General features: G+C 72.6%; 17 protein-coding genes and 3 pseudogenes. 11 read left to right on the top strand and 9 right to left on the bottom strand.

What is annotated here, in order from left to right; all coding sequences use genetic code 11:
• Positions 1-132 precede the first annotated feature (132 nt).
• Entirely contained in the window at positions 133-1719 is a 1587-nt protein-coding gene (locus tag OG413_RS08625; protein ID WP_266804005.1) for an amidohydrolase family protein, read from the bottom strand.
• A 331-nt stretch (positions 1720-2050) separates the two neighbouring features.
• Between OG413_RS08625 and OG413_RS08630 the strand changes: the two genes are divergently transcribed.
• The gene (locus OG413_RS08630) at positions 2051-2767 is read left to right on the top strand and encodes a hypothetical protein (RefSeq protein ID WP_266809998.1); all 717 of its coding nucleotides are present in this window, start codon (positions 2051-2053) and stop codon (positions 2765-2767) included.
• Positions 2768-2911: 144 nt separating this feature from the next.
• On the opposite strand, the gene OG413_RS08635 is transcribed toward OG413_RS08630, so the two are convergent.
• Positions 2912-3859, bottom strand: coding sequence for a helix-turn-helix domain-containing protein (locus OG413_RS08635; protein WP_266804007.1), 948 nt, complete (start codon positions 3857-3859; stop codon positions 2912-2914).
• Positions 3860-3955: 96 nt separating this feature from the next.
• Here OG413_RS08635 and OG413_RS08640 point away from each other — a divergent pair, with 96 nt between their 5' ends.
• The gene (locus tag OG413_RS08640) at positions 3956-4987 is read left to right on the top strand and encodes a trans-acting enoyl reductase family protein (protein ID WP_266804008.1); all 1032 of its coding nucleotides are present in this window, start codon (positions 3956-3958) and stop codon (positions 4985-4987) included.
• An 11-nt stretch (positions 4988-4998) separates the two neighbouring features.
• Here the strand turns inward: OG413_RS08640 and OG413_RS08645 are convergent, their stop codons facing one another.
• Complete coding sequence (locus OG413_RS08645) at positions 4999-5454, bottom strand: DUF3995 domain-containing protein (protein ID WP_266804010.1); 456 nt, start codon at positions 5452-5454, stop codon at positions 4999-5001.
• 242 nt (positions 5455-5696) lie between these two features.
• Between OG413_RS08645 and OG413_RS08650 the strand changes: the two genes are divergently transcribed.
• Positions 5697-6293 carry a DUF4240 domain-containing protein gene (locus tag OG413_RS08650; RefSeq protein ID WP_266804012.1) on the top strand — a complete coding sequence of 199 codons (597 nt, stop codon included), beginning with the start codon at positions 5697-5699 and terminating at the stop codon, positions 6291-6293.
• 7 nt (positions 6294-6300) lie between these two features.
• Here the strand turns inward: OG413_RS08650 and OG413_RS08655 are convergent, their stop codons facing one another.
• Positions 6301-6774, bottom strand: a complete 474-nt coding sequence (locus tag OG413_RS08655) for a MerR family transcriptional regulator (protein WP_266804014.1) — start codon at positions 6772-6774, stop codon at positions 6301-6303.
• Positions 6775-6839: 65 nt separating this feature from the next.
• Here OG413_RS08655 and OG413_RS08660 point away from each other — a divergent pair, with 65 nt between their 5' ends.
• Entirely contained in the window at positions 6840-8144 is a 1305-nt protein-coding gene (locus OG413_RS08660; RefSeq protein ID WP_266804016.1) for an MFS transporter, read from the top strand.
• Between the two features lie 356 nt (positions 8145-8500).
• Here OG413_RS08660 and OG413_RS08665 read toward each other — a convergent pair whose 3' ends face one another.
• The 3 genes and pseudogenes from OG413_RS08665 to OG413_RS47090 form a co-directional block, all read right to left on the bottom strand.
• Positions 8501-9079 (bottom strand): PASTA domain-containing protein, encoded by a 579-nt coding sequence (locus OG413_RS08665; RefSeq protein ID WP_266804018.1) that lies wholly within the window; start codon positions 9077-9079, stop codon positions 8501-8503.
• Entirely contained in the window at positions 9076-9597 is a 522-nt protein-coding gene (locus tag OG413_RS08670; protein ID WP_073785247.1) for a SigE family RNA polymerase sigma factor, read from the bottom strand. Before OG413_RS08670 ends, OG413_RS08665 begins: the two co-directional genes overlap by 4 nt.
• Before the next feature lie 223 nt (positions 9598-9820).
• Positions 9821-10051, bottom strand: a pseudogene (locus OG413_RS47090) (hypothetical protein); the annotation flags it as partial.
• A gap of 268 nt (positions 10052-10319) precedes the next feature.
• On the opposite strand from OG413_RS47090, the gene OG413_RS08680 reads away from it, so the two are divergent.
• From OG413_RS08680 to OG413_RS08710, 7 genes and pseudogenes are all read left to right on the top strand, one after another.
• Positions 10320-10808 (top strand): MarR family winged helix-turn-helix transcriptional regulator, encoded by a 489-nt coding sequence (locus OG413_RS08680; protein WP_266804022.1) that lies wholly within the window; start codon positions 10320-10322, stop codon positions 10806-10808.
• A 286-nt stretch (positions 10809-11094) separates the two neighbouring features.
• Positions 11095-12435, top strand: a pseudogene (locus OG413_RS08685) (MFS transporter); the annotation flags it as partial.
• A 159-nt stretch (positions 12436-12594) separates the two neighbouring features.
• On the top strand, positions 12595-13020 hold the full coding sequence (locus OG413_RS08690; protein ID WP_266810000.1) for a TIGR03618 family F420-dependent PPOX class oxidoreductase: 426 nt from the start codon (positions 12595-12597) through the stop codon (positions 13018-13020).
• A gap of 165 nt (positions 13021-13185) precedes the next feature.
• Positions 13186-13815 (top strand): annotated as a pseudogene (locus OG413_RS08695) (HAD family hydrolase); the annotation flags it as partial.
• An 18-nt stretch (positions 13816-13833) separates the two neighbouring features.
• The gene (locus OG413_RS08700; RefSeq protein ID WP_266810002.1) at positions 13834-14493 is read left to right on the top strand and encodes an HAD-IA family hydrolase; all 660 of its coding nucleotides are present in this window, start codon (positions 13834-13836) and stop codon (positions 14491-14493) included.
• Positions 14490-15296 carry a phosphotransferase enzyme family protein gene (locus OG413_RS08705; protein ID WP_266804024.1) on the top strand — a complete coding sequence of 269 codons (807 nt, stop codon included), beginning with the start codon at positions 14490-14492 and terminating at the stop codon, positions 15294-15296. The genes OG413_RS08700 and OG413_RS08705 overlap by 4 nt, the downstream gene beginning before the upstream one ends.
• Positions 15297-15308: 12 nt before the next feature.
• Positions 15309-15431: a hypothetical protein gene (locus OG413_RS08710; protein WP_266804026.1), complete on the top strand. Its 123-nt coding sequence runs from the start codon at positions 15309-15311 to the stop codon at positions 15429-15431.
• Positions 15432-15473: 42 nt separating this feature from the next.
• Here OG413_RS08710 and OG413_RS08715 read toward each other — a convergent pair whose 3' ends face one another.
• A complete protein-coding gene (locus tag OG413_RS08715) occupies positions 15474-16151 on the bottom strand; it encodes a TetR/AcrR family transcriptional regulator (RefSeq protein ID WP_266804028.1) in 678 nt (225 codons plus the stop codon).
• Between the two features lie 88 nt (positions 16152-16239).
• Complete coding sequence (locus OG413_RS08720; protein WP_266804030.1) at positions 16240-17010, bottom strand: TetR/AcrR family transcriptional regulator C-terminal domain-containing protein; 771 nt, start codon at positions 17008-17010, stop codon at positions 16240-16242.
• Between the last annotated feature and the right edge of the window lie 87 nt (positions 17011-17097).

The raw sequence follows: 17097 nt of genomic DNA on the forward strand, positions 1-17097 counted from the left end.
CTAACTATTGCAAGCAGGCGCTTGCAAAAGTATTGCTCGCCGCCCTCACCGGACTGCTTCGCACGGTTCGACGACGGGCGGGGCCCGGTGGTGGACTGCCGCCCGCTGGACCGAGCCGCCGCCGGAGGGCTGTCAGGGGTGTCCGCCGCAGCCGCAGCCCGTCATGGTCGCCCCTTCCTGGGGAGGCGGGGTCTGCGCGGCGGCCTCTTCCACCGCCGTGAGCAGCCGGCGGCGTTCCTCCGGCGGGATCCACCTGCCGTCGACGACCACGCCGTGGATCCGGCGGGTGTTGCGGATGTCACGCAGCGGGTCGGCGTCCAGGACGAGCAGATCGGCGGCCTGTCCGCGGGCCACGGTGCCGACGGCGGGCAGGCCGAGGGTGCGGGCCGCGTCCCGCGTGGCCGCGCGCAGGGCCTCGGCCGGGGTGAGGCCGGCCGCCACGAGCAGCGCCAGCTCGTCGTGGAGGGCGAAGCCCGGGACGAGGTATCCCGTGCCGGTGTCGGTGCCCGCCGCCAGCCGCACACCCGCGCCGTGCAGCTCGCTCACCAGCCGGAGCCGGTGCGCGAAGATCCGGCGGATCCGCCGGTCCTGCTCGGGGGTGCGCCCACCGGTCAGGGCCGCCAGCTGGTCCGGCCAGCTCTCCACCTGCCAGGCGGGCAGGTACTTCCACTCCTCGGCCCGGGACGGAACGTCGTCGGGCAGCTCCAGTGTGCGGTGCACGCCGAGCGTGGGGACGACCGCGGTCCCGTCGGCCGCCAGACTCCGGAAGAGGGCGTCCGCCCGGTCCCGGTCGTAGCCCTGCACCGCCCGCCATTCGAGGGGATGCACCTGCTGGAACCAGCTGTGGTAGCGGGACAGGCTGCTGGGGTCGCGCGGGTCGATCCGTACGGCGGCCAGGCCGCGCCGTATCTCCTTCTCGTGCCGTGAGGTCGCCAGGAGCAGCGCGTGCAGGTGCTCGATGGTGCGGTGGCCGGTGGCGCTCGCCTCCGCGATCCGTACGGTGTCGGGGCAGTGCCCGAGGTGGGGGATGCCCTGGCGCCGGGCCTCGTCCGCGATGGCGAAGTAGGCCTCGCGGGACAGGCGGGAGTACACCTTGACGAAGTCCGCCCCCTCACGCTTGACCCGCCGTACGGCGCGCCGGGCCTCGGCCGCGTCGCGCACCTCGATGGTCGGGCCCACGTCGGCCGCCCACAGCGAGGGCGTGCCGTCGACGATGGGGCTGCCGATCACCCAGCGGGGGCCGAGCAGCGCACCGCCGCGGATCTTCTCGCGCCACTCGTGGTGGACCGGCTCGCCCCGCATCTCCCGGACCGTGGTGACGCCGGTGAGGGCGTACAGCGCCGGGACCACGGTCTCCGGGCCGTCGCTGTGGGTGTGCGCCTCGATCAGTCCCGGGATCAGGTACTTGCCGGTCAGGTCGACCGTACGGGTGCCCGGGCGGAGCCGGGTGCGTGCGCTCGGGGCGAGTCCGGTGATGCGGCCGCCCTCGACGACGACCGTCATGCCTGGGGCCGGGGGTGCGCCCGATCCGTCGATCACGGTGACGTGGGTGAACGCCAACGGGCCGGCGTCGGCGCCGTTTCCGGCCCCCGTCCCGGCCGCGCGTGCCGTGCCGGCGGCCGCCGTGCTCGTCAGTGCCGTACCCGTCACGGCGACTGCCCCGGCCAGGAACCCTCGCCGGGCCATGCCGCGATGTGCCCCAACTCGTGCTTCGGACATGCCGTTTCCCCTCCTGCTGGTGAATCCGTCGGCCCTGTCTGCCGACCCCCACGACTCTGGCGGACACGGGGCGACAGGACAGTGCGGCCAGGCAGTGTGTGGGGGTGTTGCTGGGGCCACCGAGGGCACGGGAGATTCAGGAACACGTACTGAGCCCGTCTTTCAACCTGCTGCCACGCTTGCTGGGGTTGGTGCGATCCACCGCCACTTTTGGAACCGAGGTCGCTGAGACAGAACCCGGACATGCACAGGATCATTTGAGGATCGACCCGGCCCTAATGTCATCGGTGTCAGCAGGAAACACCCGCAACGACAGTCGCTGGAGATCATGATGCGCTCGCGTCTCGCCGCCCGTTCCGCCCGTCTCGTCCTCGCCGCCGCGGCCGTGACGGCACTCGCCGCCACCACCACCGCCTGCAACCCCGAGGACATCACGGGCGCCGGTAGCGCCGCTGCCCCCTCCGCCGCAGCCTCCGCCGGCAGCGGCGGGAACGACAGCTCCTCCAGCGACAGTTCCTCCGACAACGGCAGCTCCACCGCCAGTGGCTCCGGTTCCCGCGCCTCCACCACAGGCAGCTCCACCACCGGCGGTTCCACCGAGCAGGTCAGTGCCTCCGACAACGGCGACAAGAGCGGCTACGGGCAGTCCTGCGGCACCAACGACCTGGACTTCACGGTCACGTGGGAAGCCCAGCCGATCAGCTACTACCTCGTCACCGCCAAGGCCAAGTCCGGCATCACCTGCTACCTGGACGTCAACACCCCCAGCGTCTCCTTCGGCTCCGACGCCGACGGCGTCGCCTCCCCCGTCGGACAGGGCGGCGAAGACCCCATCAAGCTCTCCGGATCCGCCGTCGCGTACGCCGGTATCAACCCCAAGACCACGGACGGCGAAGGCGGCACGGAGTTCGGCAACGTCATCATCGCCACCACCGAGGACGACCCCAACCCCGCCGAGCTCGAACTCCCCGACATGGCCACCGTGGACAAGCCCATCGTCACCAACTGGTCCACCAAGCGCAACGAGGCCGTCCCCTACAACGTCTGACGCCTCCACGCAGCTCGGCCCGCCCACTCGGCTCCACGCTCGTCCCGGACCCCGCCGTGTCCTCCCGGCAGTGGTCCCGGACTGCTGTGGAGGCCCGATCACCGAAGCCGGTTCGTCCCCCATGGGAGCGGACACCCGTGACGGTCAGGCAGGGTTCGCACCGCGGAACGCGCGCCGGTAGCTGTCGGGCGGAACCCCGACGATGCGTTTGAACTGGCGCCGCAGTGTCGTGGCCGTACCCATGCCGGTGGCGACGGCAACCGCCTCGATGCTCTCGTCGGTGGCCTCCAGCAGTTCCTGGGCACGGCGTACGCGCTGCGTCAGCAGCCACTGGAGCGGCGTCTGCCCGGTCAGCGCCCTGAACTGCCGTCCGAGATGGCGCGGGCTCGTGTTCGCCCGCCGCGCCATGTCGGTCACCGTCAGCGGCTGGTCCAGCCGTTGCCGGACCCAGGCGAGCAGCTGGGCGAGTACGTGGTCGCCCGTCACCTGCACGGGCGTGGACACGAACTGGGCCTGGCCGCCGGGCCGATGCGGCGGCATGACCAGGCGACGGGCCACGGAGTTGGCGACGACGGCGCCGTGGTCGAGATGGATCAGGTGGAGGCAGAGATCCACGGCGGCGGCCTTGCCCGCGGCCGTGAGCACGCTGCCGTTGTCCGTGTACAGCACGTCCGGGTCGACCAGCGCCCGCGGATGACGTGCGCTCAGCTCCGCGGCATGAGCCCAGTGGGTGGTGGCCCGTCGGCCGTCCAGCAGACCCGCGGCGCCGAGCACGAACGCCCCGGTGCAGAGCGAGGCGATCCTGGCACCCGCGTCGTGGGCCGCCCGCACGGCCTCGATCAGCTCCGCCGGTGGCGGCTCGTCGATGTCGGCGCACGCGGGCACGATCACGGTGTCGGCTCCGGCCACACGCTCCAGCCCGTGGTCGGGCTCGACCGTGAAGGGGCCGACCCGCACCGGTCCGGGCCCGCAGAGCAGTACGTCGTACCAGCCCTCCGTGGCCTCACGCGGGGGATTGCCGAAGATCTCGTAGGCCACTGCCAGTTCGAAGTGCAGCAGGTGACCGGCGGTCAGCAGCGCGACAGTTGGCATGTCCGGAAGTGTACGCATGCTGTCGTTCCTGACCATCACAGCTGGGTACCGCCCACGGCGAGACTGGGCCCCTCAGCACATCGAGACGGGGGAACGATGCGTACGACAGCTGCGGTGGTGGTCTACGGGGCGACGGGTCACACCGGTCGCTTCATCGTCGCCGAACTGCGAAGGCGCGGCTTCGCCGTCGTCATCTCCGGCCGTGACGCGGCCCAGTTGGAGGTGCTGGCGAGTGAATGGACGGGCGTGGACGTGCGGCCCGCGACCGTGGACGACGCGCGCTCGCTGGACCGGGCCGTCGCCGGCGCGGCGGCCGTCATCAACTGTGCCGGGCCGTTCGCGGTGACGGGCGGTCCGGTCGTCGAGGCGGCCCTGCGTGCGGGGATCCCGTACGTCGATGTCGCGGCGGAGATCGAGGCGAACGCGGCGATGTTCGCCGACTACGCGGAAGCGGCCCGGAGGGCGGGCACGCCCGTGGTGCCGGCCATGGCCTTCTACGGTGGGCTGGGCGACCTGTTGGTGACCGCGGCGATGGGCGAGTGGACCGCGGCGGACGAGGTGCAGGTCGCGTACGGGCTGAGCGGCTGGCACCCCACGGCGGGCACCCGGACGGCCGGGCAGGTGTCCCACGAGCGTCGGGCGGGCCGTCGGGTGCGGTTCACGGACGGCGCGCTGCGGTACCACGACGACGAGGCTTCGGAACAGGACTGGCTCTTTCCGGAGCCGCTCGGCCGACGCGCGGTGATCTCGGAGTTCACCATGGCCGATGTCGTCACCGTTCCCAGCCACGTGGACGTGCCGGAGGTCCGCACCCACATGGCCGTCGAAGCCGTGAGGGACCTGGCCGGGGAGGACACACCGGCACCGGAGCCCGTCGACGCCCTGGGGCGGTCGGACCAGACCTTCGTCGTCGACGTCCTGGTCCGCGCGGGTGGCATCGAGCGGCGCGCCACGGCCCGTGGCCAGGACATCTACGCGGTCACCGCCCCACTCGTGGTGGAGGCCGTCCGGCGCATCCTGGCCGGGCGCACGCGGACGACGGGCGTGGCCTCGGCCGGCGCGATGTTCGACGCGCCGGACTTCCTCCGGGCGTTGGCCCCGCATCTGTCGGTCGGGCTTCCGCACTGACCGGCCGGGCGTCAGGGGCGGGTCGCCCCGGCCTCCGGGCGGCCGTGCGACCCGGCGGCGACCGCCGTCGCGGCCGCCAGCGCCAGACACAGCGGCGAGTAGGCGAGCCGGTCCAAGCGGCGGAAGCGGGCCGAGGACGATCCCGGGGACAGCAGGTCGGTCCGGCCCGAAAGCCCTGCCGCGCCGCGCAGACCGAGTACGCCCGCGACCCCGGCCGCGCCGAGGCGGGACAGTGCCGGGCGGCTCCGGGGCCGGCCCGCGACCAGGAGCGCGGCGGCCCCCAGCGCACCCGCGACCGCGAAACACGCCCCCGGGCCGGACGGGTTCGGACGGCCGACCACCGCGTCGGCGAACGCCTCACGGTCGGGCAGCGGCCACGACGAACCCACACCCCAGGCGACGTGCAGACCGGCGAGAGCGGTCAGCGTGGTGGCGGACATCCGGGTGGCAGCGCGCTCGACAGTCATGCCCCTCAAGCTACGCGCGCCCCCTCTCCCGGCGTACAGCGGTCGGGGCGCGATCGAGCAGGGCGGCGGCGGTGAGGCTGCCGGAGTCGGCGCTGAACCGGAGATCGCGATCATGCCGAGGATCGGCAGGGTCGCCACGAGCCCCAGGACCAGGACCAGGACCAGGACCAGGAACGGGAACGGGAACGGGAACGGGAACAGGACACCCGGTCACTGTCGTACCCGGCTGTCAGAGTGCTGCCATGAACGAGGAGAGCTTCGAGGACTTCTGGTCGCTGATCGAGGATTCCCGGCAGCGGGCGGACACCCGTGACGCACGCACGGACCTGCTGCGCGAGCGGCTCGCGCAGCGGTCGGCGCAGGACATCGTGCGGTTCCAGACCGACCTGTACCGCGTGCGGCAACGGGTCGACACCTGGAGCATGTGGGCGGTCGCCGAGCAGATACACGCCGGCTGGTGCTCCGACGACAGCTTCTGGTACTTCCAGTTCTGGGTGGTGGGGCTCGGCCGCGAGGGCTACGAGAGGGTGCTGGCCGACCCGGACGCGCTGGCGGACGAACCGGAACTGAAGCGGCTGACCGGCCGGCCCATGAGCGACTGGGAGGACGACGAGTGGCCCGACTGGGAGAGCCTGGACTACGTCGCGGCCGAGGCGTTCGAGAAGTTGACGGGCGAGGAGGACGGCCTTGAGGAGGCGCTGGACGCCGAGGGCATCGCGCTCCCCTGCAACCCCGAGCCGAGCGGCGAGGAGTGGGACGTACGGGACCCGGCGGAAGCGGCCCGTCGGCTGCCCCGCCTGAGCAAAATGTTCCCGCTGCCGGAGCGCGACGCCGGCTGACTTCGGATCAGGGCGCCGTCTCCGGTACGTGGTCGGCAACGGCGACGGCGACACCCTCGCGGTCCGGGCGCCCCTGTGTGCGGTCGCCCGGCCGTCCGTCCGAACGGTCGTCGCGGCCTGCCTCGTCGCGGCGTACCTCGTCCAGGTATTCGGCCACGGCGTCCCTGTTGCGGGCGAGGCACGCGATGCGTTCGGTCATGCGGTCGAGCTCATGCTCCAGCGTGGCGAGCATCTCCGGCGTCGCGTCGGGGAAGTGAATGATCCGGGGCTTGTTCAGGCACGGCAGGATCTGCTTGATGATCCGGGTGGGCAGCCCGGCGTCGAGCAGCCCCCTGATCTGCTGCACCCGGTCCACGAAGAACTCGTCGTAGTCGCGGTAGCCGTTCGGGGAACGGTCGGAGACGATCAGGCCCTGCTCCTCGTAGTAACGCAGCAGCCGCCTGGATGTGCCGGTGCGCTCCGCCAGCTCTCCGATACGCATGTGCCCCACCTCACATCGCACCACATTGACCTTCACATCAGTGTGAAGGTTCGAGCATACGCAGCATGACAAGCCGGAACACCACCCGAATCCCTGCCGATACCGCCGAGACCGCCGAGGCCGCCAAGACCGGTGAGGCCGCCGAGACCGGTGAGGCCGCCGAGGCCGCCGAGACCGGTGAGGCCGGTGCCGCCGGGAAGCGCACTCTCCCTCTGTCCGCACTACTGGCTCTGGCCACGGCCGTGTTCATCACCAGCCTGACCGAAACCCTGCCCGCGGGACTGCTGCCCGCCATGAGCGCCGACCTCGGCGTCGGCGAGTCCGCGATGGGCCAGACCGTGACCGTCTACGCGATCGGGACCGCGCTCACGGCGATCCCGCTGACCGCCGCCACGGCGGGGTGGCGGCGCAAGCGGCTGCTGCTCGCCGCGATGGCGGGGTTCGCCGTCGCCAACACGGTCACCGCGCTCTCCGGCAGTTACCCCCTCACCATGGCGGCCCGGTTCGCCGCCGGGGTGGCCGCGGGCCTCGCCTGGGCACTGCTGGCCGGGTACGCCCGCCGCATGGCACCTCCGCATCTGCGCGGCAGGGCCGTCGCGATCGCCATGGCCGGGATTCCGGTCGCCCTGTCGCTGGGCGTACCCGCCGGGACCTTCCTCGGCACCGTACTCAGCTGGCGGGTGGCTTTCCTCGCCATGAGCGTGCTGACCGTGGTGCTGCTCGGCTGGATCACCGTGTCCGCCCCGGATTTGCCCGGCAGGCCCGGCAACGGACGGGCGCCGGTCCTACATGCGCTCCGCGTTCCGGGCGTGACACCGGTCCTGTTCGTCACCTTGATGTTCGTCCTCGCCCACACCGTCCTCTACACGTACATCGCCTCGTACCTCGACCGCCTCGGCATGGGCGGCTCCACCGACCTCGTACTCCTGGTCTTCGGCGCCGCCTCGCTGGTGAGCATCTGGGTCGTGGGGGCCACGATCGGCCGACGGCTTCGGGCACTCACCGTCGCGGGTGCGCTCCTGGTCGCCGTGGCGGCCGCCGCCCTGGCCCTGCCGGCCGACAGTCCGGCGCTGGTCTATGCCGCCGTAACCCTGTGGGGGCTCGGCTGGGGCGGCGCCCCCACCCTTCTCCAGACCGCCGCGGGCGACGCGGGAGGCGACGCGGCGGACGCCGCACAGGCCATGCTCGTCACCCTGTGGAACGTGGCGATGGCGGGCGGCGGAGTCGCCGGCGGCCTGCTGCTCGGGCTCCTCGGCCCGGCCTCGCTGGCCTGGAGCGCTCTCGCCCTCATGCTTCCGGTGCTGATCGTGGTGATCGCCGCTCGCATCCACGGCTTTCCCGCCGTACGCGGCCACGCACCGCGAGGATGACGGCCTCGGGGAACATCGGTACAGCGGTTGGCGCTGAGAACGATCATGGTCAGGGTGTGAGCGCGCTGACCCGGTTCTCGTACTCGCGGCGGGCCTTGCGCTGGGCCGGGACGGGGAGTCGGCGGTCGGCGCGCGCACGGGCGGAGCGTCTGTGCGCGCATGCTCCGCCGACGCCACGGCCCTGCGCCCCACCGGCAGGAGCCCTCCCCCCACTCCCCTCCCCGCACGCGCCCCTCGGAAAAGCCCAGCAGCGGCCCGGAGGGGCGGGCGTCCAGCCGGTGCGCCGCGGTCGACGGACTGCCCGGCACCGGCCCCTGGGTCACTCGGCCGGTGCGCGGGCCGAAGGGCCCGGTCGCTCAGGTTCCGCCGGGTTTGCCCGTCGAGACCAGCAGGAGGACGGACGAGCCCGGTGCCACCGGTTCTGCGCCGCCCCGGGGGTCACTGCTGATCACCTGCCCGGCGGGAGCGTTCCAGTCCGTGTGCCGCATGATCGTGCAGCTCAGTCCGAGTCCGCGCAGCAGGCTTCCGGCCTGTTCGACCGGCATGCCGGCCAGGTCCGGCAGCGCGATGCCCCCTCCCGCGGTCTGCTCCTGCTCCTGTGTCGGAGTCGCATCGGCGCTTCCGCTCTTGGGGGTGCCGGTGGCGAGCGGGGTACACGCCCCGTTCGCCGGTGAAGACAGGGACGGGGAGGCGCCGGGCGCGGGCGGCACGGGCTTCAGCGCGAAGAACCCCACCGTGGCGCACGCCAGCACGCAGCACGCCGCAGCGGTGCCGAGGAGCACCCGGCGGGGGCGGCTGCGGCTGACGGCTCGCTCGATCGCGGCCGCGTCGACGACCGGCGCCGTCGGCCCGTCGGCGAAGGAGGCCACCGCGGCACGCAGCTCGGCTTCGAGGCCCGGCTCGAACGGGGCCGGTCCGGACGACGTGTTCCTCACTTCGTACCTCCGAAAGCGGCCGACGGCGTGTGCGGCGCCTGGGCGCCCGATACGGAATCGCGCAGCTTGGCCAGACCGCGGGCGAGCTGGGACCTCACCGCACTCGAAGAGATGTCCAGGACGTCGGCGACCTGCCGGGCGTCCAGATCGTGCAGGTAGTACAGGACCACCACGCTGCGCATGCCCATCGGCAGCCCGAGCAGTGCCTCGATCAGTTCCGCGCGCAGATCCACCTGCCCGAACCGGTCCCGGGGGTCGGCCGTCTCGGGCACCCCCGACAGCCCGGGGCGCTCGCCCCGGCGCGACAGCCGCCGCCAGCGGTCGTTGGCCAGGTTGACCAGCACTTTGCGCACGTACGCCTCCGGCGAGTCCGCCACCGCGACCTTCCGCCACTGTCGGCACGCCCGCTCCAGCGTCTCCTGCACCAGATCCTCGGCCACGTGCACGTCACCGGTCAGCGCATACGCGGTGCGGAACAACGCTCCCGACCGCTGTGCGACGAACTCCGTGAATCCGATGCCCGGACCGCTCCTGCGAAACCTCACCTGCCGACCTCCTCTCCTCGTCCCGTCCCGATCACTGCCCCCATGACGGCGGAACGGGGCCGGGTGCTGCACCGAGCCGCCGGTAGTGACGTGAATCACAGCCGGGACGGAAGGGTGTCCCAGGACCTCGCGCCGCTGCCGCCCAGGGTGAGGGCGGGGCCCGGCGAAGCGGAGGGCCGCCGGGCGGGCGGCCCGCACCGGCCAGGACTCTCTTCCCGGCGCTCGCCGCGTCCAGGGCCTTCGACTCGCCCAGCAGCGCGAGGAACGGGCGCACCGTGGCGTACCGGTTCGCGAGCGCGGCCCGCATGGCGACCTCGGCCGAGTTCTCGTCCTCGGGCACCAGGGTCACCACGGTGGCCGCCGCGCTCATCACGGCGGCGCGCGGGGCCACTTCCTCCACGGCTGCCCACAGCGCGGCCACGTCCACTCCACCGGCACGAGCGGACCGTAGCCAGCCCTGGCACCCGCCCGGCGATCTCTCCGCGAACCTCAGCGGAGCCACCGGCCGGTGTGCTGGCCGACCATGATCAATCTCAGCGCCAACCGCTGTACCGATGTTCCCCGAGGCCGGATGAGCGCTCCCCGGCGCCGTCTCGGACCTCGACCCCCGACACCCGACTCCGGCGCCGTCCCCGACCAAGGGAACATCCCCTTCTGGACGATCCGCCACGGACCGAATTGTTACGCTGGCAGACATGACCGCCATGACACCCGCACGCACCGCACCCGACCTTTCCTTCCTCCTGGACCACACCAGCCACGTACTGCGGACCCAGATGTCGGCGGCGCTCGGCGAGATCGGCCTCACGGCCCGTATGCACTGCGTACTGGTCCACGCCCTGGAGGAGGAGCGCACCCAGATCCAGCTCGCCGAGATCGGCGACATGGACAAGACCACGATGGTCGTGACGGTCGACGCCCTGGAGAGCGCCGGTCTCGCCGAACGCCGCCCCTCCAGCCGGGACCGGAGGGCCAGGATCATCGCAGTCACCGAGGAGGGCGCCCGGCTCGCCGAGAAGAGTCAGGCGATCGTCGACCGGGTTCACCGGGAAGCGCTCGCCGCGCTCGCCGCCACCGACCGCGAGGTCCTGCTCCGGGCCCTGAACGCACTGGCCGACGACCACTTGGCCACGCCCACGGAGAACCCCCGGCCAGTACGAAGGGCACGCCAGAACAAGAAGTAGCGAGCACCCCCCCGGGGGGAACGCCCAGAAGAAGAACCGAAAGAAATAGTCCGCAACAAAACCATCTGCTACGGTCAAACCTGTCGCCTCAACCGACAGGAGAAGACCGATGCCCGCCGTCGTTACGCGCCCCGCCTCCGCTCCTCCCCTCCCCACACCGCCCTCCTCCTCCGCCGCCGCCACCACCGCCCCGCCTGCACCCTCCGCACCGTCTTCGCCCTCCGCCCCTTCCGCCCCGCCCACGCCACGCGCCCGCAAGCTCGCCCTCGGGGTGATCGCCACGGGGATGCTGATGATCGTCCTCGACGGTTCGATCGTGACCGTGGCGATGCCGGCCATCCAGAGCGACCTGAGGTTCACCCCCGCCGGACTGAGCTGGGTGGTCAACGCGTATCTGATCGCGTTCGGCAGCCTGTTGCTGCTCGCCGGGCGGCTCGGCGACCTGATCGGGCGCAAGCGCATGTTCGTGGCCGGGACCGCCGTGTTCACCGCGGCCTCGCTGATGGCCGGCGCGGCCGCGAGCCCGGCGGTACTAATAGCCGCCCGGTTCCTCCAGGGCGTCGGCAGCGCGATGGCCTCCGCGGTCGGCCTGGGCATCCTCATCACGCTGTTCACCGAACCCCGGGAACGGGCCAGGGCCATCGCCGTGTTCTCGTTCACCGGTGCGGCCGGGGCTTCGATCGGGCAGGTGCTCGGCGGTGTCCTCACCGATGCCCTCGACTGGCACTGGATCTTCTTCATCAACCTGCCGATCGGGCTGGCCGCCCTCGTGATCGCGCTCCGCGTCCTGCCCGCCGACCGCGGCTCCGGGCTCGCCGCCGGGGCGGACCTGATCGGCGCCCTGCTCGTCACCGCCGGGCTGATGCTGGGCATCCACGCCGTCGTCAGGGCCGGGGAGTACGGGTGGACCTCGGCGCCCACGCTCGGCGAGGGCGCGCTCGCCCTGGCCCTGCTCGCGGGGTTCGTCGTCCGCCAGGCCACCGCCCGGACGCCGCTCATGCCGCTGCGCATCCTCCGGTCGCGCGGCGTCTCCGGCGCCAACCTGGTCCAAGTGCTCATGGTGGCGGCCCTGTTCGCGTTCCAGATCCTCGTCGCCCTCCACCTCCAGAAGGTGCTGGGGTACGGGGCCGCCGAGACCGGGCTCGCGATGCTCCCGGCCGCCGTCGCCATCGGAGCCGTATCGCTGGGCGCCTCGGCCCGGCTCAACACCCGGTTCGGGGAACGCACCGTTCTGCTGGCCGGTCTCGTCCTGCTGATCGGGGCCCTCGGTCTCCTCGCGCGGGTGCCGGTGCGAGCGGATTACGTCACCGATCTGCTCCCCGTGATGCTGCTGGCGGCGGGCTTCGGGCTCGCCCTCCCGGCCCTGACCGCGCTCGGCATGTCAGGGGCGCGGGACGACGACGCGGGCCTCGCCTCGGGGCTCTTCAACACCACCCAGCAGATCGGCATGGCGCTCGGTGTCGCGGTCCTGTCCACGCTCGCGGCGGGCCGGACCGACAGCCTTCTCGGCGAAGGCCACCGCCCGGCCGAGGCGCTGACCGGCGGCTACCACCTGGCGTTCACGGTCGGCACGGGGCTCCTGGTCGCGGCGTTCGCGGTCGCGTTCGTCACGCTGCGGCGCACCCCGAAGGCGGACACGAAGGCAGAGGCAGAGGCAGACGCAGACGCCGGGGCCAGGGCCGAGTCCGCGACCGCGACCGGGGAGCAGGCACCGGGGCAGGACGGGACGAAACCGCGGGGCGGGCCCGCCCCGCGCGTCCTCACCGACGGCAAACTCTCCCGGCTGTTGGGTGAGCAGCGGTTCGGAGTCCTCGCGGGCGTCCGTTCCACCGGACACCCGCACCTGTCCACCGTCCTCTACCGCTGGGACGCCGACGAGCGCGTCCTGCGCGTCTCCACCACCGCCGACCGCCTCAAGGCCCGCCAACTGCGCCGGAATCCACATGCCGCGCTCCATGTCCACGGTCCCGACGTCTGGTCCTTCGCCGTGGCCGAGGGAGAGGCGGAGGTAACGGGAACGACCACGACGCCCGGTGACGCGGTCGGCCGCGAACTGCTCTCCCTGACCCCGGGTTTCGAGGACCGGGCGGAGGAGGCGGCCTTCCTCGAACAGGTGGTGGAGGAGCGTCGCGTGGTGATCCGGATCAAGGTCTCCCGGCTGTACGGGACGGCCCTGGACATTCCGGCCCTGGCCATTCCGGCTCAGGACTGAGAACCGGGCCGGGTACGTGGGCCGACCTGGGCCCGGGACCTGGGAACTGGGCTCGGGAACTGGACCCGGGACCTGACCGGCCGCTCGACGGAATCGCCCCCGGATGGGAATCTGGCCTGCCGGACCCCCTGGATACGGCCCCGAAGCGCCGGACGGAGATCTGAAGTGAGCGCGAAGTACGTCCTCCTCGATGTCGACGGCACCCTGATCGACGCCCTCGACAACCAGCGCCGGATCTGGGGCGCCTGGGCCCGGCGATACGGGCTCGACCCCGACACGGTGTACCGCGCGGCCCTGCGTACCCGGCCCATGGAGACCTTCGCCGAGGTCGCGCCGGGCCACGACCCGCACGCCTGCCTGGACCTGCTGCACGCCCTGGAGGACGACGACGTACGCGACGGCGCGTACGGCGCCTTCGACGGCGCCGCAGACCTCCTGGCCGCCCTGCCTGCCGGGTCCTGGGCCCTGGTGACCTCCAACTACGAGCACCGGGTGCGCGGCCGGTTCGCCCGTACGGGGCTGCCGCTGCCCGAGGTGATCGTGGACGCGGCCTCGGTCGAGGAGGGCAAACCGTCCCCCGTGCCGTACCTGCTGGCGGCGAAGCGGCTGGGCGCCGACCCGGCGGACTGCCTGGTGATCGAGGACGCCCCGTCCGGGGTGCGGGCGGGGCTGGCGGCCGGGATGACCGTGTGGTCGGTGAACTCCCCCGCCGCCCAGGGCGCTTCGACCGGCGCACACCGCCACTTCACCGCGCTGCGCGACGCGGTGGACGACATCCGCGCCTTCCGGTCCGGCGGACGCCCCTTCGACGCGGTGCTCTGCGATCTGGACAACGTGATCCGGTTCTACGACACGGAGCGGCTGGCGGAGCTGGAGCGGGCCTCGGGCCTGCCGGAGGGCACGACCATGGAGGTGGCCTTCGCCCCCGAGGTCGATCTCCCCCTCCTCCTCGGCCGGATCACCACGGACGAGTGGGTGGAGGCCATCGCGCACGGGCTGACGGACCAGGGGACGGCCCGGGGCACGGAGAGAACAGAAGGTCCGGCGGGCGGCCGGGTGACGGGCGAGCGGGCCCGCGAGCTGGGCCGGGCGCTCGCGCGGGCCCCGTTCCGGGCGGACGCCGAAGTGGTGGCGCTGCTGAGGCGGGCCAGGACCCACGTCCCGCTGGTGCTCGTCGCCAACGCGTCTTCGCAACTGGACGAGGACCTCGCCTCGTTGGGGCTGACGGACCTGGCCGACCAGGTCGTGAGCAGCGCCGTGGAGGGCGTGGCCAAGCCGGACCGGGCGATCTACGAGATCGCCGCCGCGCGGGCCGGCGTACCGATGGAGCGCTGCCTGTTCGTGGACGACCGGCGGGAGAACATCGAGGCGGCCGTGGCGCTGGGCATGACCGGCGCGCTCTTTCACGGACCGGCCGATCTGGAACGCGCGTTGGGGCCCGTACTGAAGGGTGCGCCGGGGCGGGACGCGTGAACCCCGAGGTGCTGTCCGGCGGCCTGGCCCATGCGGGTGCCGTCGTCCGCCACGGGGACGTCGTGGAGCGGCCCGCCCCGCCGCACGCCATCGCCCTGCACGCCCATCTGCGGGCACTGGCCGCACGGGGCTTCGACGGGGTACCCACACCCCTGAGCATCGGCGCACCCCTGGACATCGGTGGCTCCGGCCGCCGCGAACGGCTTTCCTACGTGCCCGGGGACGTCGCCGTCCCGCCGTACCCGCCATGGGCGTGGACGGAGGGCACGCTGCGTTCGGTGGGCGCCCTGCTCCGGGCTCTGCATGCGGCGACCGCGGCCGTACCCCTCGACCGTACGGCCGGGTGGCCGACCGAACTGGCCGATCCACAGGGGGTGGCAGCGGACGGGACGCTGCTCTGCCACAACGACGTGTGCCTGGAGAACGTGGTGTTCCGCGACGGCCGCGCCGCCGCCCTCATCGACTTCGACCTGGCCGCGCCCGGCCGGCCGCTGTGGGATGTCGCGATGACGGCGCGCTACTGGGTGCCGATGTCGGGGCGCGACGGTCTCGATGTGCCGCACCGGCTCCGGGTGCTCGCCGACGGCTACGGGCTGGAGCGGGAGGAGCGGGCCGCGCTGCCGGGCGTGATCGAGGAGGCCACCGGGGTCTGCCGGACCTTCGTCGAGCGGCGTGTGGCGGGCGGGGATCCCGTGTATACGGAGGTACTTGAGGTAAAAGGCGGCTGGGAACGCTGGGACCGCCACCAGGCGTGGATGGCCGCCCACCGGGAGAACCTGACCACGGCGCTACTGACCGATTGACGAGCCAACCGAATGACCTGGCGACCCGCTGACCGGGCCGACCGGACCGACCGGACCGACCGGGCCGACCGGGCCGACCGGACCGACCGGGCCGACCGGACCGACCGGACCGACCGGACCGACCGACAAGGTTGACCACCCGCCCGGCGAACAACCCCACCGCCTCGGCCCGCCGCCTCACCGCCCCCGCTCCAGCCCCTCCCGCAGCTGCGCGAACGCCAGATCGGCCGCCCGTACCGCCTCCGCGTACACCTGCCCCGCGCTCTCCCCCGCGTCGATCCGCCGCCAGTTCGCCTCGGCCAGGATGCGCAGTACGGCGACGATCTGCCCGGCGGCGAGCCGCTCGGCCACGCCGTACCCGTCCCCGTCCCCGCCTCCGTCCCCGCCCAGGGCATGGGCGAGCGCCGCTTCGGAGCGCCCCTGGTACGCGTACAGGCGGGCCACCAGTGCCGGCGTCCCGTACAGCAGCCGGTGGAAGGCGAGCACTTCCGGGGCGTCACAGAGACCGGTCACCGGGTCCCGCTCCGCCAGCCCGGCCAGGAAGTGGCGGCGCAGCGCGGCCAGCGGTGTCTCCTCGGGCGCCCGCCCCGCGACCACCCTGGCCGACTCGTCCTCGTGGTCGGCGAACCGGTGCAGCGCCAGGTCCTCCTTGGTGGGGAAGTACCGGAAGAGCGTCGGCTTGGAGATGTCGGCCGCCGCCGCCACCTCCGCCACCGAGACCTTGTCGAAGCCCCGCGCCAGGAACATCGCGATCGCGGCATCGGAGACCGCCTGGTACGTCAGCTGCTTCTTGCGCTCCCGCAGACCGCCCGGCGCATGCGCCGACGCCCCGGTTCCGGCCTTCTCTCCACTCATGACGACAAAGCCTACGCCCTTTACCTCAAGCGGACTTGATGTATCGGACGACTGCCTGCCGCCCCCGCCGCGACTCCCGCTCGGCCCCCTACCGCCCCTGCTCGCGGACGAGCGCCTCGATCCCGTCCAGCAGCCGGGCGAGGCCGAAGGTGAACTCGTAGTCGGGTTCGTCCGGCTCGCTCATCACGCCGGTGTCCAGCAGCCGGGAGAGCGCCGGATGCCGTACGGGATCGACGAGCCGCCTCACGGTGCGCTCGTACCCGGCCATGACCTCCTCCGGCGGGATGCCGCGCGCCTCGACGGCGGCGGCGATCTCGCTCATCAACAGCGCCTCGTTCCGCACGAATCCGGCGATGAGAAGGATCACCGAGATCTTGTCGCCCTCGGACAGGCCGCTGCTCTCCAGCGCCTGGAGCCCCTGCTCCCACCAGGCGACCGAGTGCGGGCTCGCGGGCGGGCCCGCGATCGGGATGCGCAGCATCCACAGGTTCCGGTGGAACATCCCGCGCTGCGCCCAGGCCCACTCGGAGATCGCCTCGCGCCAGCCCGCCCCGGCCTCCAGCGCGGGCAGCGGCGACGGCGGGCCCATGGCCGCCTCCTGCATGAGGAGGAACAGCTCGTCCTTGGCGGAGACGTACCGGTAGAGCGACATCGTCGACGCGCCGAGATCCCTGGCCACGCGCCCCATCGACACGGCGGCGATCCCCTCGGACGCCGCCACCGCCACCGCCGCGGCCACGATCCGCTCCAGGCTCAGGCCCGGTTTCGGGCCCTTGACCGGGCGTTCGCGCAGCCCCCAGGCGGCCTCGATGCTGGCCGGCAGGTCGCCCGCTCCGGGCGCGTCACTCTTCTCCGCCACCGAATCCCCTTTTCCCGTTTCCCGTTTCCCGATTCCGGACCCGGCGCCGATCCCCCGCTTGACCACCATCCTAGTTTTGCGTAATGC

Source organism: Streptomyces sp. NBC_01433 (assembly GCF_026340105.1).
Taxonomy (GTDB): domain Bacteria; phylum Actinomycetota; class Actinomycetes; order Streptomycetales; family Streptomycetaceae; genus Streptomyces.

Bases quoted from the DNA above. Each gene is read 5' to 3' on its own strand.
- OG413_RS08625 (WP_266804005.1), bottom strand. From the start codon at position 1,719: ATGTCCGAAGCACGAGTTGGGGCACATCGCGGCATGGCCCGGCGAGGG.
- OG413_RS08630 (WP_266809998.1), top strand. From the start codon at position 2,051: ATGCGCTCGCGTCTCGCCGCCCGTTCCGCCCGTCTCGTCCTCGCCGCC.
- OG413_RS08635 (WP_266804007.1), bottom strand. From the start codon at position 3,859: ATGCCAACTGTCGCGCTGCTGACCGCCGGTCACCTGCTGCACTTCGAA.
- OG413_RS08640 (WP_266804008.1), top strand. From the start codon at position 3,956: ATGCGTACGACAGCTGCGGTGGTGGTCTACGGGGCGACGGGTCACACC.
- OG413_RS08645 (WP_266804010.1), bottom strand. From the start codon at position 5,454: ATGACTGTCGAGCGCGCTGCCACCCGGATGTCCGCCACCACGCTGACC.
- OG413_RS08650 (WP_266804012.1), top strand. From the start codon at position 5,697: ATGAACGAGGAGAGCTTCGAGGACTTCTGGTCGCTGATCGAGGATTCC.
- OG413_RS08655 (WP_266804014.1), bottom strand. From the start codon at position 6,774: ATGCGTATCGGAGAGCTGGCGGAGCGCACCGGCACATCCAGGCGGCTG.
- OG413_RS08660 (WP_266804016.1), top strand. From the start codon at position 6,840: ATGACAAGCCGGAACACCACCCGAATCCCTGCCGATACCGCCGAGACC.
- OG413_RS08680 (WP_266804022.1), top strand. From the start codon at position 10,320: ATGACCGCCATGACACCCGCACGCACCGCACCCGACCTTTCCTTCCTC.
- OG413_RS08710 (WP_266804026.1), top strand. From the start codon at position 15,309: ATGACCTGGCGACCCGCTGACCGGGCCGACCGGACCGACCGGACCGAC.
- OG413_RS08715 (WP_266804028.1), bottom strand. From the start codon at position 16,151: ATGAGTGGAGAGAAGGCCGGAACCGGGGCGTCGGCGCATGCGCCGGGC.